The sequence below is a fragment of the Bacillus cereus group sp. Bc031 genome, assembly GCF_027716265.1.
GTDB classification, from domain to species: Bacteria; Bacillota; Bacilli; order Bacillales; family Bacillaceae_G; genus Bacillus_A; species Bacillus_A paranthracis.
This window is the reverse complement of record NZ_JAQFUL010000020.1, coordinates 56,414-71,583: the sequence shown is the minus strand read 5'-3', so window position 1 is coordinate 71,583 and position 15,170 is coordinate 56,414. Positions and strand designations below refer to the sequence as shown.

Genomic DNA, 15,170 nt, shown 5'->3' with positions numbered 1-15,170 from the left:
CACTTTCACTTCTTCCTTAGGTTTCGCTACTTCTTGCACTTTCACTTCTTCCTTAGGTTTCGCTACTTCTTGCACTTTCACTTCTTCCTTAGGTTTCGCTACTTCTTGCACTTGCACTTTCACTTCTTCCTTAGGTTTTATTGTTTCTTTTGCTTTTGTTATCTTCTGTGTTTTAGCTTCTTCCTTAGCTTTCACCGATTTTTGTACTTTCGCTACTTGCTTCGTTTTCTCGTCAGCCTTTTTTTCAATTGGTGCTTTACTTGATAAGAAAGAAACATTTACATAAGCTGTTTTTCCCTTATACTCAAATTGAAGCCATCCGTCTTTTACTTGGTTCGTTGTTTCAATTACATCATCTTTTTTCAGTCTGCCAAGAATTTTTGATTCTGTGTTTGATTCAGAACGTACATTTAACAAATCTGCTGTTACATGGTAAATATCTTTCGTAAACTCCGAGCTTACAAATACTTCTTTACCATTTAACTCAATTTTTGACCAGCCATCTTCGGTATTGATGACTTTTAACTCTTCCCCGTTTTTTACTTTTTCGACCACTTTTGATTCTGTAGTCGGTTTTTCACGTACGTTGAGTACATCTGCTGTTACGATCGTTTCTGCAGTAGCAGTTGTAGTAAATGCTCCCAATCCGAAAACAGTTGCTGTTGCTGCGCCAATTACTTTTTTCATATTAACCTCCATTATATTTTTTGAATTCTATCAAATACTTCCATAAATTTACGGAAGCATTTGCAGCAGTATATTAGTACCACTTAATATACTGCTATTAAAACTCCTTACTCCAATACTATCAAATTCTTATTTCTAATTCTATATATTATAAGTTTCCTTATTTTCTATAAACGTTTTATACCATTCTTCACACTATATAGTTGTCGCAATTCCCGCCAAAAACAAACTGACGATTGCTAAAAATTGAGTAGCGACTATAGCCCCCTCATGATCTTTCACACTACATTCGCTCGTTTTTTGCAAAAAGTTCATTTTACATAAAAATTTATTTATTACAATAAGAATATAAGATATATTTTTTTAAAAGGAGGATTTCAAGAATGAATAAAGAGGATAAAATTCACGCTGAGAAAGTGTTGAAAAATCTATTCATCGGATCACAAGTTGATGGATTACAATTTGGTATTTCTCCAGGCGCTATAAAGATTCATTTCACAAACTTTCACGACTCCGTTGATTATGACGGACAATTATATATCAATATCGAATCAAAATGGTGTTTATTTAATAAACCTCCAAAAAGATATCCATTACATGAAGATGAATTTGAAGATTATTCTGAGGAAGAAGAATATGGGAGAATATTTGAGATAAGAAGACAAAAAGTTACCGATATACAACTCGGCTTAGAAAGCCCTTATTTAATTGTTACATTAGAGAGTGGACAAATTATTTTTGTAAATGGTTTTCATGATTATTATGAATGTTGGCAAGCTGGTGTCCAATATGAGCAATGGCTTGTAGTTGCTGCACCTGGGAATGAAATCGCCACTTGGACTTCCGATGAGTTTATCGATAAATAAACTGTCTTCCCGAAGGAGAACCGACGATATTTTATGAACTACATAACTATTTCTATTACACTTAAACGAATGACCATTTTACTTTAATAGAAATCATTTTATTAAATTTGAAAGGACGATAATGATGGCATGTGTCCATGATTTTGGAATAATTGAAGAATTTGATTCTCAAAAAAGTTACAACGATTATACACCAGAGAAATATGATTGTGTTTCTGTTGATGATAATATTATCAGTAATTTAAGTCAAAATTTATCAATTATGAAAACCTACTTTCATACAGTAAAAAGTCAGGAATATGGTTTAGCTTATTGGGGTATTACAATTATCCCTCCTGAATCATTAGCAATTTTCTATGAAACAGTTACATCTTCAAAGTTCTTCAAAAAATCTGATGAGCTGAATGAATTAGCTTCAAAAATTGTACAAGCTGTAGCAGAACAAAAGTACATGATCCATTATGGGGTTTAAATGTAATACAAAAAATGCTTAGAATTTCTCCCAAGAGTTTTTTGTATAGTACTAATAAATTTATTCATTAGTCATTTAATCAATGCTTGAACCTATACCCTCACCTTTTACAAGTGAGGGCGCCCCTATTAATCTAAATAAGCGTCTCATTCCCAAGTTTCCAGCTAAACCATCTCCCATGCCCTTCTGTTTCTCCAACCGTTTCACGATATTCGTTTCCGTTAATATAATAATCAATATGAAGGTCCCGGTCCCACATGTTGTTATAAAGATGGAATACATCACGCTTTGCACCGATTTCTTGGATTTGTTTTTCCAGCTTACATTTTACTTGTTCTGGTATTTGATTGGCGACGTGTGTATGGAAAATGCAGATAACAGCATCTTCACTTATTTGTTCAATAATAGATGGTAATAACTCTACACCGTCTCCTTCTATTAATTGAACAGATTTATTTTTTACTAAAGATGCAGCTTTGTCAAACAGTTCAAGCCTTTCTTTATGTTCTGGCCAAATGAGTGCACGTAGCCATAAATAATCTTCATCACTATGTAAATCATTTACATGTAAATCTAATCCGATTCTTTCTACGACAGGTGGACTTTCTTTTAATAAATGAGGCACATTCTCCCCTCTTATTTCAGAAGTTACATGTACATTCGAGTTTATATTTCCGTATGTTTCATCTGTACCGTACGAATAGCTATATTGGTCCCAAAATAATTGTAATCCAGAACTTGTCCCAATTTCTATTAACGCTAACGGTTTATTCACTTTGTTAAATATGTAACTGAAACTTGGATATAAGTACGCACATCGTCTTACTTCATTCGTTTGAACGAGTTTCGTTTGTAATAAATTAATCATTTCTTCTCTGTACATTTTACAGAAATCTTTAAAATGATCAAAAGCTTGCTCTAAATCCGTATTAGCATGTTCAACTAAGCTACTATAATACGTTTTTACATGATGTTCTTTCCCTGCTAACAATAAATAATGTACTGCACCTAATAATAAGTTTGGGACTGGTTGACCTACCTGAGCATAGGACGATAGTGTAAGTACTTCCTCATCTTCAGCAATTTTCATTGATAAATATTCATATAAGTCACTTGACCCTTTACATTCCTTTATTGAAAAATTTCGAAATAAGTTTGCGATTTGTTCTTGTGTACGCATGTGTATCCCCCTTTTTAATATTCAGAATAATCATACAATATATTTTTAAAAAATTCCCATAAAAAAGTATCCTTTCTACCCACTTTTGGATACGTAAGCTTTTTCGAGATAATTTCAAACTGTAATTTTTTTCTATTCATTAACTGAAAAGTGCTTGTTAAATAAGAATTTTGGCAAATAAAGCGTTAAATATTTTAAAATTATCAGATAACACTAGATATTTTAGTCTATTAATTATTATAATAGAGTATGAGATGGTTATACAATTGAGACAAAAAAGGTAAATACCTAGGTGGGGCCTAGGCGGTGTTTTCTTTTTACGGCTTAGACACAGTAAACACCTACTCTTTTTTGCCAATATAGGGGATGGAGAGATTATCATGAGCAACATGCAGCAAAAAACAGACGTTATCTTAATTGGTGCAGGAATTATGAGTGCAACGTTAGGCTCATTGCTAAAAGAATTAGCACCAGAATGGGAAATTAAAGTTTTTGAAAAACTCGCAAGTGCCGGGGAAGAAAGCTCTAATGAATGGAATAATGCAGGTACAGGGCATTCTGCGCTATGCGAACTGAACTATACTTCCGAAAAATCTGACGGATCTATAGATATTAGTAAGGCTGTAAAAGTGAATGAGCAATTCCAGCTTTCAAGACAATTTTGGGCATATCTTGTAAAAAGCAAATTAATTCGTAATCCACAAGATTTTATTATGCCTCTACCTCATATGAGTTTAGTACAAGGTGAAAAAAATGTGCAGTTTCTAAAAAATCGTTTTGAAGCGCTTTCAAAAAATCCGCTGTTTCAAGGAATGGAGTTTTCCGATTCTCCTGAAACATTAAAAAAATGGCTTCCACTCATTATGGAAGGTCGTACATCTAATGAGCCTATGGCGGCAACGAAAATTGACTCTGGAACAGATGTTAATTTTGGTGCATTAACACGAATGTTGTTTGATTACTTAAAAACGAAAAATGTCGAGCTAAACTACAAACATAGTGTCGAAAACATTAAACGCACGAAAAATGGTTTGTGGGAAGTGAAAGTACACGATATGAATAGTGGTAAAATTGAGCATCACACTGCTAAATTCGTCTTTATCGGCGGCGGTGGCGGTAGCCTACCCCTACTTCAAAAGACTGGTATCCCTGAATCAAAACATATTGGTGGATTCCCGGTAAGTGGACTATTTATGGTATGTAAAAACCAAAAAGTTGTAGAGCAACATCATGCGAAAGTATACGGTAAAGCTAAAGTTGGCGCTCCGCCAATGTCTGTACCTCATCTAGATACGAGATATATAGACAACAAAAAAGCTTTACTGTTCGGACCATTCGCAGGGTTCTCTCCTAAGTTCTTAAAAACTGGTTCAAACCTTGACTTAATTGGTTCTGTAAAACCAAATAACGTCTTAACGATGTTAGCTGCTGGTGTAAAAGAAATGGGACTAACAAAATACTTAATTCAGCAAGTTATGTTATCACACGAAAAACGTATGGAAGAATTACGCGAATTCATTCCGAACGCGAAAAGTGAAGATTGGGATATTGTAGTTGCTGGTCAGCGTGTACAAGTAATTAAAGATACTGATGCTGGCGGTAAAGGAACACTTCAATTCGGTACAGAAGTTGTTAGTGCGGCTGATGGATCAATCGCAGCATTACTAGGTGCTTCACCGGGTGCTTCTACTGCCGTTCATGTTATGCTTGAAGTATTAGAAAAATGTTTCCCAAGTCGAATGGTAGAATGGGAAGGAAAAATAAAAGAAATGATTCCTTCTTACGGCATTTCATTAACAGAAAATCCAAGATTATTCCAAGACCTTCACACTTCTACAGGTCGTACCCTTGGATTAAATGAAAAAGAAACAGTTCATAATTAATGAAGAAATAAAAACGTCCGATACATTCGGACGTTTTTTCGTTACTAGAAATTATATTTTTCAATATTATCCTTTGTAAATACAACTCGCTCTGGCAATACGATAATTCCGTTTCCTTCTGCCTCATAATCATATCCTTGAATGGAGTTTGGCTCTACTTTCACTTTTCCAATTCCTTTTACTTCGAAGCTATCCCCTACTTTTAACTTCTTCCCTTTTACAACAATTTCATTTGCTACATACGTTGCGAGTGCACCTTGTTGTTTTACATCCCATAAACCAAATTGTGCTACTGTTCCTCGTTTTACGTAATCACGCATAACGTTTGGTGTAGAGAAGCCAGTTACGACTACCTTTTTATCCATTTTTAAATTTTCAGCTGCTTGCGCCATGGCTGGAAGTGCTGTTGCATCTGGACAAATGACCGCATTAATATCAGGGTACGTTTTTAAAATATTCTCCCCTACTGACAGAGACTTTTGCGCATTATTTTCACCGTACTGCGTCGTTACAATTTCCCAGTTCGGATATTTCTCTTTAATAATTTCTTTCGCTTTCGTTACCCATTGGTTTTGATCTGTTACTGTTGGGCTAGAATAAAAAAATGCTACTTTCCCTTTATCTCCAATTTGCTTAGAAGTCATTTCTATTAATAAATTAGCAAGTTGGTCTGGTGTTCCTTGGCTTATATAAAAGGAACGATCTTTCGGATTCACATCGGAATCCCATGTTAACACCGTCATCCCTTTTTTCTTAGCACGTTGCAGTGATTGCGATAAACCATCAACTGACGTTGAAGAAACCATAAGTGCATCATAGTTTTGGTTAATGAAATTGTTTATATATTTTACTTGCCCAGATACACTTGCTTCAGAGGGGCCATCATATTTCACTTGTACGCCTAGTTTATCTCCCATCTCTTTTGCTCCTTCACCACCTGATGTAAAGAATCCAACTCCTGTTAATTTCGGGATAAATGCAAATTTCACATCATCCGCTTTTTTCTTATCTGCGGTTTGACTAGAACAGGCGATGAAACCGATTAAACAAATACATACAATGAATACAATCCCTAGTTTTCTCTTCATGACATTTCCTCCTTATGCAAATTCTTTCTTTTCTCCAGTGTGAATTGATGTAATTTGAAATGTCTCATAATAACTGAAAGAATAAGGATAATACCAATTACTACGTTGGATTGTTCATTTGTTAAACCCGTCATTTGCAAGCCATACTGCATGAGTCCAATGAAAATACTCGCGAGTACAGTACCGATAATGCTTCCTTTTCCCCCTGTAATAAGTGTCCCGCCTAATACGACTGCCGTAATGATTGGTAAAATTGTTTCACTTCCCATATCAGCACGTGCAGAACCGAAATAGGCAGTTAAGAAAGTCCCCCCTAATCCACCTCCTAACCCGGAAAGTATGTAAGCGATTATGACTACTTTTTTCGTTTTAATCCCGGTGTATTTTGCTGTATTTTCGTTCGCACCTGTTAATTTTACATGGCGCCCGTATATAGTTCGGTGAAATAATACAGTACATAAAACTGTTAATACGATCAGTAGCCATAATAAATTCGGTATTCCTATAAAACTACCGTTTGCCAGTTGTACAAATGTGTCAGGTAAACCGCTTATTCCTTCGTACCCAGAAGCACCTGCTCCTCCTGAAATGACGAGTGCAATTCCTCCGTATAAAAACATCGTGCCGAGTGTAACGACGAGTGGTTCTACATCTGTCATTTTTATAATAAGTCCGTTTAAAGCGCCTGCTAAACAACTAATTATTAGAGATATTATGACAGCAAACAAAATAGATATTCCGTTCATCCAAAGTACACCGATCAAGATCGAAGTGAGACCCATTATTGAGCCGACCGATACATCAATTCCTCCTGTTACAATAACAAAAGTCATTGGTATCGCCGCAATTGCGATAAATAGGAAATCATTTGTACTAAAAAGGAGATTACTAATATTTAAGAAATCACTATTGATTAAACTAAAGAGAATGAATTCTATAAGAAGCAATACAATTAGAACACCTTCCCATCTGTATACATACTTCATAGATTCATCCTCCTTTCTGCCTTCCACTTTTTCATAACACTATCCAGTATGATGATAAGTAATAATAAAAAATCTGAAATAGCATTATTCCAAAATGCTGGTATTTTTAGAAAGACGAGTGAACTGCTTATTGTTTCTAAAAAGAATGCTCCTAATGCAGCTCCAACTATAGAACCTGTTCCTCCTTTTAAATGAACTCCCCCTAGTACAGCAGCTGCGATAACCTGTAGTTCTATCCCAGTTCCTGTTTGATTAGGAACGAATCCGATATTCATAACAAATATGCAACCAGCGAGCGCAGCACTTATGCCTGAAATCATAAACGCACATATTTTCACTTTATTAATAGGTATACCAATAAGTCTCGCGCCATCTTCATTATCACCTACCGCATAAAAGTATCTTCCAAATGGCACCTTCCTTAAAAAGAAGTATAGTAGTAGTAAAATAATAAGAACGAACCATACAGTTATAGGTAAACCAAAAATGACGATAGATGACAGCTGCTTAAAATCGTTTGGAATATCTTCAATCCACTTCCCGCCTGTAAAAATTAACATGGCACCCCTAATAATTCCTAACATGCCTAATGTCATAATAATGGCCGGTACCCGAAACTTTGCAACACCAATTCCATTTATAAAACCGAGAATAGCGCCAAGTATAATAGCAGCAAGTATGGACAGAGATGCATGATATCCATCAGTTAACAACATTCCGCAAACTACTGCACTTAGCCCCATGCTTGAACCAACTGATACATCTATATTTTTCGTAAATAAGACGAACGACTGGCCAATTGCTAACACGACTAAAATAACGCTTGATTTCACCATTAAAGATAACGAGTTAAATTGGATAAAACTAGGATTTATCATTCCTACAATAGCTATATAAATTAGTAGTAACGTTATGATAGACGTTTCGTGCATTTTTAGCATGCGTTTCATTCCGCTACACCTCCGTATGCAAGGCGTGTAACTTCATTCACACTCAGTTGTTCTTTTTCCATATGAGAAACAAATCGTCCATTTCTCATTACATATACACGGTTTACTAATTGAACAATTTCTTCAACATCTGAAGAGATTAATAAAATTGCGAGTCCTTCCCTTTTCATTTTTTCGATCGTCTCATACACTTCAAGCCTTGCTTTCGCATCAATTCCACGAGTCGGCTCATCAAGAATAATAACTTTAGGATTACATGCGAGATACTTTGCAAGCACGACCTTCTGCTGATTACCTCCTGATAAAGATGCCATTTCTTCATTCATATCCTGTACAACAATTCGGAACTGTTCTATAAACGAATTAACTAAAACGCTTTCTTTTTCTTGATTTATAAAAAAACGATTATTTTGCTGTAAACTTGCTGCTGCAATATTTTCTTTAACAGAAGCAATTGAGAAAATGCCATTCCTCGCCCTATCCTCTGGCACATAAACTAGTCCTTCGTCTAGCCTTTTATGCAAAGAACATGTATCAATTGATTTCCCATCTAATAAAATAGACCCTGTTTTTACAGTTTTCAATCCAAATATCGCTTCTGCTAATTCCGTTCTGCCCGATCCAACAATGCCAGCAATACCTACAATCTCACCAGCATGTACAGTGAATGAAATATTTTCGAATGCGTGACCATTTATATCAATCACTTCTAATATTTTTTTCATCCTTGTGGTCTCTTGAACTACTTCTATTTTCTCTTTCTGTTTATACCCTTTTGGCAATAGCCCCTCCATCAGCATGTCATATGTATAGTCACATACATCTCCTTGACTTACAATCATTCCATCTCGTAATATTGCTACTTTGTTGGCAATTTCAAAGATTTCTGGAAAACGATGCGTAATATAAATCATCCCTATTCCTTTTTCTTGTAAACTTTTCATCAACACAAAAAGACTCTTAATTTCGTGAGTTGTTAATGTCGATGTTGGCTCATCTAGAATAAGAATCTCGGCTTCTCGTATTAATCCTCTCACAATTTCTACTAACTGTTGTTGCGCAATCGATAATGATCCTCCTAGTTCATTAAGGTCAATATCCCACCCTAGACTGTTAATCAATTGCTCAATCTGTACTCTTAGTTTCTTTTTCTTTTCTTTTAACCCGATACATATATTTTCTTCAATAGTCATATGCGGAAAAATGAGCGGTTCTTGCGGTATTAAATACATACCTTTTCGATGTGCTTCTGACGGATTTGAAAACTGTTGCTTCGTTCCTTTTACATATATTTCTCCATCATCATACGAATATAACCCCGTTAATATTTTCATTAATGTTGATTTCCCAGCACCATTCCCTCCAACTAATGCGTATATATCTCCGCGCTCTACTTGAATGTTCACTTCTTTTAATACAAGTTGATTTAAAAACGCCTTACTCATTTTTTTTACTTGTAATAAAGGTGCGTTCTCCACATGATGTCACCTGCCTTTATACAGAACATTTTTTGAGAAAATGATTATTTGTTCTACTTGTTTTGTAGCATTGTATATTCCTTTTTTTATATCTAGAACACTTTTTTCTACGTACTATTAATCGCTTCAACTGGAATAAACAAAATATATGGTACATATGTTTAAGCTGTGGTCAATTGTTGAAAGGGATGAAGAGTATGACTCAGCTGAACTTTGAAGAGAATTTATTAACGAAAGTAGCTTGGTACTATTATAAGGACCAATTAACACAACAGGAAATCGCTTCACTTCTTCATATTTCAAGAAATAAAGTCGTCCGGTTATTAGATAAGGCGCGGAGTGAAGGTATCGTTACATTTCACGTAAAAGGGACTGGTTTGCACTGTTTAAGTATTGAGCGTGACTTAATGAAAAAGTTCTACTTAAAAGATGCTTTTATTATCCCGACCCCAGTAAACAATTATCACGATTCTCTCGGAAAAGCTGCTGCACAATATTTAGAAACTCAGCTCCAGCAAGGAGATTTACTCGGTATTGGCTGGGGAGAAACAATTAGCAAAATGCTAGAAAACATTCATTTCGAAAGTTCTATTAATCTCTCAATCGTAACGTTAACAGGCGGAGTAAATCACTATCTCCCGAGAAAACAAAACTATTTACATTACATGCAAGGTGATCTTCACATTATCCCTACGCCGTTTCTAGCGTCTACAACCGAAATGGCACAAAGTATTCTATCAGAACCGAGTGTAAAAGATATGCTTCATGTCGCTTCACTTGCTCATACGGCTGTTGTCGGTATTGGAGGACTATCTCAAGACGCTACGATTGTAAAAAAAGAAAAATTAACATTACGTGAGATGACATATATTCGTAGTCAAAACGGTGCTGGCGATATTTTAGGACAGTTTTATGATACAAATGGCAATTTATTAGAGCTCTCGCATCACAATCGTCTAATTGGCACGCCTCTCTCTATTTTGCGCAATATGAATCATGTCGTCGGTGTTGCTGGAGGTATAGAAAAGATAGATGCAATTTATGGTGCCTTAAAAGGAAAGTTTATTCATACATTAATTACCGATGAGGAAACTGCCCTCTCCTTATTACGAAAGGATGGTGATTGTTAATGTCCAATTTATTAGCTTTCGATGCTGGTACAGGAAGCATACGAGCAGTTCTTTTTGATTTACAGGGTAATCAAATTGCAGTAAGTCAAAAAGAATGGATTCATAAATCTGACCCACGTTACCCTGGTTCTATGAACTTTGATGTAATAGAAAATTGGAAGCTGGTACAAGAATGCACGAAAGAGGTTCTTCAAAAAAGCAATACTCTTGCCTCTTCTATTCTTGCTATTAGCGCTACAAGTATGCGGGAAGGATTTGTTTTATATAATCAAGATGGGCAAGAAATATGGGCGTGCGCAAATGTTGATGGGCGTGCATCCGCGGAGGTTAGTGAACTAAAAGAAATTCGGTCACATCTTGAAAAAGATTTATATACAAAGTCTGGTCAAACTTTTTCATTAGGTGCTTTACCTCGCCTACTTTGGATAAAAAAACATGAACCCGACGTCTATAATTCTATTCACTCTTTTACAATGTTAAACGATTGGATTTTATATAAACTAAGCGGCGTGCTGCAAATTGATCCTTCAAACGGTTGTACGTCTGGAATCTTTGATTTACAAAATAGAAATTGGGATAACGATGTAGCTAAAGAGTGTGGTATAACTTTACCATTTTCACCAAAAGTAAATGAAGCTGGCACTGTGATTGGTAATGTTACAAAAGAATGTGCAGCATTAACTGGATTACGTGAAGGAATTCCTGTTGTAGCCGGGGGCGGAGATGCTCAAATGGCATCACTCGGAACTGGAGTCGTGAAACCACATCAAACATTAATATGCGGAGGTAGTTTTTGGCAACAAGAAGTGAATGTTACTGAGCCAATACCAGATCCGCATGCTGCGATTCGTATAAATTGTCACGTCGTACGTAACCTATGGCAATATGAAACGATTGCCTTTTTCCCAGGCCTCGTTATGCGCTGGTTTCGAGACGCTTTTTGCCAAGAGGAAAAGAAACTTGCTGACAAACTCGGTGTAGATGCTTATGAATTATTAGAAGAACAAGCAAAAGACGTACCTGTCGGCTCACATGGCATTATCCCTACTTTTTCAAACGTTATGAACTACATTTCTTGGCGTCATGCCGCACCATCTTTTTTAAATTTAAGTTTAGACGCTGACAAATGTGGAAAAAAAGAACTGTTCCGTGCTATTGAAGAAAATGCCGCCTTCGTTACACTTGGAAACTTAAAATTAATAGAAAATCTCACAGGGACATTCCCTTCTGAAGTCGTTTTTGCTGGTGGTGCCGCTAAAGGAAAACTATGGCCACAAATTCTATCAGACGTCCTTGGTATTCCTGTAAAAGTACCTGTTGTGAAAGAAGCAGCTGCTTTAGGAACTGCAATTGCTGCAGGAGTTGGTGCTGGCATATATGCATCTATGGAAGAGACTACCGAAGAGTTTGTACAGTGGGAGCAAACATTCGAACCAGTAACTGAAAATCACGAACTATATAAAGAGTTCTATGAAACATGGAAAACTGTATATGACAGTCAGCTCGCTTTAGCTGATAAAGGACTCACTTCACATATGTGGATTGCGCCTGGTGCACTGTAACACATTACATAAAGGAGTGGAATGTATGTTAAAAGCGAATGAAAATGACTTCTCCTATCGCTTCGGTGATAACGGGCCGAAATATTTAATACAAGGTCCGAATATTGATCTTGGCCTTGTTGTCATTCAGCCTGGGCAGGAGTTTCAAAACCATTATCATACGACGTGCGAAGAGGTCTTTTATGCATTAGAAGGTGAAATAGATTTCTATGTAAATAACGAAAGAGTTCCAATGAAACAAGGTGACGTCCTGCAAGTTCGTCCTCATGAATCTCACTATCTTATTAACCATTCTGACAAACCTTTTAAAGCGGTTTTTATAAAGTCACCACATTTACCAAATAAAGATACTGTTCAAACGGAAAATCCAACATTAACGAAGGAGTGATTTTGAATGACTTGGGGATTTAAAAATCGATTAAATACAATTTTACCTGATGGTAGAGCGGTTATGTTAGCGATAGATCACGGCTACTTTTTAGGACCAATTCACGGGCTTGAACAACCACTTGAAACAGTTAAAAACTTGCTTCCTTACACAGATTCCCTCTTTTTAACGCGAGGTGTACTTAACTCCTGCATTCCTGAAAATTGCAGTACACCGATGGTTATGCGCGTATCAGGCGGAGCTACTGTCGTCGGTAAAGACTTAGCGAATGAAACAATTGTTACCCCTGTAAAAGAAGCAGTAAAACAAAATGCAATTGGCGTCGGTGTATCTGTTTTCGTCGGATCAGACTATGAAACACAAACAGTTACAAATCTCGCAAATGTAGTTTCAGAAGCTCATGATTATGGTCTGCCAGTACTTGGCATTACCGCAGTTGCAAAAGAACTGCAAAAACGTGAAGCTCGCTTTTTAGCACTTGCTTCCCGTGTATGCGTTGAAATGGGTGCTGACATTATTAAAACGTATTACTGCGAAGGATTCGAAAAAATCACAAGCACTTGCCCTGCCCCAGTCGTTATCGCGGGCGGCCCAAAACTAGATTCAATTGAAGACGCATTAAACATTACGTATAACGCACTGCAAGAAGGTGCAATCGGCGTAGATATGGGCCGCAACATATGGCAATCCGAACATCCAGCTGCGATGATTCAAGCGATACATGGGATTGTGAAAAATGGGTTGAATGTGAAAGAGGCACTCCAATTATATGAGGATGTAAAAAATTAAAACAAACTATTGCATTTAAAGGAAAAGCCCATATGCTAGATTACTGAGTAATCTAACATATGGGCTTTCTTTTACGTTTTTCATTGTTTTGAATTTAATCTATAGATCGCGCACATTCCAAACAATCTCACCGCGTTCGCCAAACGTACTATGATGTCGCTTAAATCCTAACTTCTCTAACACCCAAAAAGACGCAGTATTCCAAGCGCCTACAGTAGACCATAGTCTTTTGCGCCCCGTAGCAATCGCAGCCTCCAATACCGCTGATGCTGCCTCTGTCGCATAACCCATGCGATGAGCACTGCGGAACAACTCGTATGCAATCTCCGGCTCTTCAAGCGTGGAACGACCGATAATTAAGCCACAGTAACCGATGAAATCGCCTTCATCTCGTCTACGAATCGTGAGAAGAGAAATACCATTTTCAGCTGCTATCTTGCGCTTCTCAATAAGATCGTTACGTACAGATTCAACGGTTGGCATTTCCACTCCACGTTCACCAACTAGTTCTCTAAGCCAGACTGCATCGGATTCCTCCCACATATTCAGGTCGAGTCGTTCCGTTTTCAGCTGGAACGCCATCTCTTTAAATTCAGATGTCATAGCGATAACCTCCTATTTATATCACTGTACTACTTATAATCGTTTCGTACTGTACCCTATGGGAAACCTGCTAGATTCTCTAGTTTTTTTGCATTAAGATACATTATTGTTATTTTATGCATAAGCAATTCCTTTGCAAAATAGACCTTGTTATGAAACTTCATTTTAAAAATTTAACTAGATTACACTCTTTTAGTTGCTACTTATACAGTATATGAAATTTATATCAACGATTTTCTCGATATATCGACGATTCAACACAACATATCGATTTACCAACAATATTATTTATGAAGCACCCACTCAATTAACTCAATTGCTGCTTTAATACGGTCCTTCGTATCATCTAAAAATAGTTTATTAAGTAACGCATCTAAATGAATTGGCTTATTCGGTAACGTTTGAATATACTTCAACACAGATCCCGCTGGCGGTACTGGCTTATTATTAATAGCCCATATTCCTTCTAACAATGTCCAAGTTGAAGTTTGAACTATGTATGAAGCCTTTAACTCATCATTTGCTTTCAAAGCAGATTGAATTTTAATTAACGAACTCTGTAACCAATGAGAAATGCCTTTCACTTTGTCGCTAGAAACACGATAGTTTTCAAATTCAGATATAGCTATTTCTTTTAGTTTTTTTAAGTCACCACTTTTATCAAATAAACATTTATCACATCCATATTTTACTATAAATCAAAAAAAGAGGATATTTGTTTATTAATAAACAAATATCCTCTACCTTTACATATATATTACGACTGTTGATAAGCCGCTTTCGATGATTTTACATAATAAACTGCATGATCTACATTAATAATATGATCTGGTTTTGGTTTACCACGGCTCGCTCTATGACCTGCTAAATGCTCTTCACTTGTTTCCCAGTTTTTCCATGCTTCTTCAGATTCCCAGCGAATCATAACGACTACTTCTTCGTCGCCGCGTCTTACTTTTTTCACAAGAACACTTAAATCAATAAAACCTTCAAACTTTTCAATAATACCTTCTCCAGTAAAACGTTCTACAACTATATTTGATGTACCTTCTTTTACTGTAAATGTTTTCGTTTCGATAAACATATATCCCACTCCTTCATTCTAATA

Annotated in this window: 15 protein-coding genes and 2 pseudogenes; 7 read left to right on the top strand and 10 right to left on the bottom strand. The window is 36.3% G+C overall.

What is annotated here, in order from left to right; translation table 11 throughout:
• Positions 1 to 687 (bottom strand): SH3 domain-containing protein (locus PDQ33_RS10660; protein ID WP_270755551.1); only part of this gene is annotated, 687 nt, incomplete at its 3' end.
• Positions 688 to 882: 195 nt separating this feature from the next.
• Positions 883 to 954, bottom strand: a pseudogene (locus tag PDQ33_RS29170) (nitroreductase); the annotation flags it as partial.
• A 116-nt stretch (positions 955 to 1,070) separates the two neighbouring features.
• Between PDQ33_RS29170 and PDQ33_RS10655 the strand changes: the two are divergent.
• Positions 1,071 to 1,553, top strand: a complete 483-nt coding sequence (locus PDQ33_RS10655) for a hypothetical protein (protein ID WP_061130969.1) — start codon at positions 1,071 to 1,073, stop codon at positions 1,551 to 1,553.
• A gap of 124 nt (positions 1,554 to 1,677) precedes the next feature.
• On the top strand, positions 1,678 to 2,025 hold the full coding sequence (locus PDQ33_RS10650) for a short-chain dehydrogenase (RefSeq protein WP_080500876.1): 348 nt from the start codon (positions 1,678 to 1,680) through the stop codon (positions 2,023 to 2,025).
• Positions 2,026 to 2,158: 133 nt separating this feature from the next.
• Here PDQ33_RS10650 and PDQ33_RS10645 read toward each other — a convergent pair whose 3' ends face one another.
• Positions 2,159 to 3,205 (bottom strand): DUF2332 domain-containing protein, encoded by a 1,047-nt coding sequence (locus PDQ33_RS10645; protein ID WP_270755554.1) that lies wholly within the window; start codon positions 3,203 to 3,205, stop codon positions 2,159 to 2,161.
• A gap of 380 nt (positions 3,206 to 3,585) precedes the next feature.
• On the opposite strand from PDQ33_RS10645, the gene PDQ33_RS10640 reads away from it, so the two are divergent.
• Positions 3,586 to 5,088 (top strand): malate:quinone oxidoreductase, encoded by a 1,503-nt coding sequence (locus tag PDQ33_RS10640; RefSeq protein WP_000069168.1) that lies wholly within the window; start codon positions 3,586 to 3,588, stop codon positions 5,086 to 5,088.
• Between the two features lie 44 nt (positions 5,089 to 5,132).
• On the opposite strand, the gene lsrB is transcribed toward PDQ33_RS10640, so the two are convergent.
• The 4 genes from lsrB to PDQ33_RS10620 are packed head-to-tail and all read right to left on the bottom strand — an operon-like array spanning position 5,133 to position 9,590.
• A complete protein-coding gene (gene lsrB / locus PDQ33_RS10635; protein ID WP_076875274.1) occupies positions 5,133 to 6,176 on the bottom strand; it encodes an autoinducer 2 ABC transporter substrate-binding protein LsrB in 1,044 nt (347 codons plus the stop codon).
• A complete protein-coding gene (locus tag PDQ33_RS10630) occupies positions 6,173 to 7,162 on the bottom strand; it encodes an ABC transporter permease (protein WP_142243296.1) in 990 nt (329 codons plus the stop codon). The genes lsrB and PDQ33_RS10630 overlap by 4 nt, the downstream gene beginning before the upstream one ends.
• A complete protein-coding gene (locus PDQ33_RS10625) occupies positions 7,159 to 8,112 on the bottom strand; it encodes an ABC transporter permease subunit (RefSeq protein WP_270755558.1) in 954 nt (317 codons plus the stop codon). Before PDQ33_RS10625 ends, PDQ33_RS10630 begins: the two co-directional genes overlap by 4 nt.
• Positions 8,109 to 9,590 (bottom strand): sugar ABC transporter ATP-binding protein, encoded by a 1,482-nt coding sequence (locus PDQ33_RS10620; protein ID WP_074543294.1) that lies wholly within the window; start codon positions 9,588 to 9,590, stop codon positions 8,109 to 8,111. The genes PDQ33_RS10625 and PDQ33_RS10620 overlap by 4 nt, the downstream gene beginning before the upstream one ends.
• A gap of 197 nt (positions 9,591 to 9,787) precedes the next feature.
• On the opposite strand from PDQ33_RS10620, the gene PDQ33_RS10615 reads away from it, so the two are divergent.
• The 4 genes from PDQ33_RS10615 to lsrF are packed head-to-tail and all read left to right on the top strand — an operon-like array spanning position 9,788 to position 13,459.
• Positions 9,788 to 10,720 carry a sugar-binding transcriptional regulator gene (locus PDQ33_RS10615; RefSeq protein WP_000192720.1) on the top strand — a complete coding sequence of 311 codons (933 nt, stop codon included), beginning with the start codon at positions 9,788 to 9,790 and terminating at the stop codon, positions 10,718 to 10,720.
• Positions 10,720 to 12,282: an autoinducer-2 kinase gene (gene lsrK / locus PDQ33_RS10610; protein ID WP_229132316.1), complete on the top strand. Its 1,563-nt coding sequence runs from the start codon at positions 10,720 to 10,722 to the stop codon at positions 12,280 to 12,282. The genes PDQ33_RS10615 and lsrK overlap by 1 nt, the downstream gene beginning before the upstream one ends.
• A 25-nt stretch (positions 12,283 to 12,307) precedes the next feature.
• Positions 12,308 to 12,670: a cupin domain-containing protein gene (locus PDQ33_RS10605; RefSeq protein WP_000909989.1), complete on the top strand. Its 363-nt coding sequence runs from the start codon at positions 12,308 to 12,310 to the stop codon at positions 12,668 to 12,670.
• A 6-nt stretch (positions 12,671 to 12,676) separates the two neighbouring features.
• The gene (lsrF, locus tag PDQ33_RS10600) at positions 12,677 to 13,459 is read left to right on the top strand and encodes a 3-hydroxy-5-phosphonooxypentane-2,4-dione thiolase (protein ID WP_000219760.1); all 783 of its coding nucleotides are present in this window, start codon (positions 12,677 to 12,679) and stop codon (positions 13,457 to 13,459) included.
• A 99-nt stretch (positions 13,460 to 13,558) separates the two neighbouring features.
• Here lsrF and PDQ33_RS10595 read toward each other — a convergent pair whose 3' ends face one another.
• The 3 genes and pseudogenes from PDQ33_RS10595 to hmoA form a co-directional block, all read right to left on the bottom strand.
• Positions 13,559 to 14,062: a GNAT family N-acetyltransferase gene (locus PDQ33_RS10595; RefSeq protein ID WP_270755564.1), complete on the bottom strand. Its 504-nt coding sequence runs from the start codon at positions 14,060 to 14,062 to the stop codon at positions 13,559 to 13,561.
• Positions 14,063 to 14,346: 284 nt separating this feature from the next.
• Positions 14,347 to 14,730, bottom strand: a pseudogene (locus PDQ33_RS10590) (DNA polymerase subunit beta); the annotation flags it as partial.
• Positions 14,731 to 14,819: 89 nt separating this feature from the next.
• Positions 14,820 to 15,146: a heme-degrading monooxygenase HmoA gene (gene hmoA, locus PDQ33_RS10585; RefSeq protein WP_000469503.1), complete on the bottom strand. Its 327-nt coding sequence runs from the start codon at positions 15,144 to 15,146 to the stop codon at positions 14,820 to 14,822.
• Positions 15,147 to 15,170: the final 24 nt, after the last annotated feature.

Bases quoted from the DNA above. Each gene is read 5' to 3' on its own strand.
- lsrF (WP_000219760.1), top strand. From the start codon at position 12,677: ATGACTTGGGGATTTAAAAATCGATTAAATACAATTTTACCTGATGGT.
- lsrK (WP_229132316.1), top strand. From the start codon at position 10,720: ATGTCCAATTTATTAGCTTTCGATGCTGGTACAGGAAGCATACGAGCA.
- PDQ33_RS10630 (WP_142243296.1), bottom strand. From the start codon at position 7,162: ATGAAGTATGTATACAGATGGGAAGGTGTTCTAATTGTATTGCTTCTT.
- hmoA (WP_000469503.1), bottom strand. From the start codon at position 15,146: ATGTTTATCGAAACGAAAACATTTACAGTAAAAGAAGGTACATCAAAT.
- PDQ33_RS10655 (WP_061130969.1), top strand. From the start codon at position 1,071: ATGAATAAAGAGGATAAAATTCACGCTGAGAAAGTGTTGAAAAATCTA.
- PDQ33_RS10605 (WP_000909989.1), top strand. From the start codon at position 12,308: ATGTTAAAAGCGAATGAAAATGACTTCTCCTATCGCTTCGGTGATAAC.
- lsrB (WP_076875274.1), bottom strand. From the start codon at position 6,176: ATGAAGAGAAAACTAGGGATTGTATTCATTGTATGTATTTGTTTAATC.
- PDQ33_RS10595 (WP_270755564.1), bottom strand. From the start codon at position 14,062: ATGACATCTGAATTTAAAGAGATGGCGTTCCAGCTGAAAACGGAACGA.
- PDQ33_RS10640 (WP_000069168.1), top strand. From the start codon at position 3,586: ATGAGCAACATGCAGCAAAAAACAGACGTTATCTTAATTGGTGCAGGA.
- PDQ33_RS10615 (WP_000192720.1), top strand. From the start codon at position 9,788: ATGACTCAGCTGAACTTTGAAGAGAATTTATTAACGAAAGTAGCTTGG.
- PDQ33_RS10645 (WP_270755554.1), bottom strand. From the start codon at position 3,205: ATGCGTACACAAGAACAAATCGCAAACTTATTTCGAAATTTTTCAATA.
- PDQ33_RS10650 (WP_080500876.1), top strand. From the start codon at position 1,678: ATGGCATGTGTCCATGATTTTGGAATAATTGAAGAATTTGATTCTCAA.
- PDQ33_RS10625 (WP_270755558.1), bottom strand. From the start codon at position 8,112: ATGAAACGCATGCTAAAAATGCACGAAACGTCTATCATAACGTTACTA.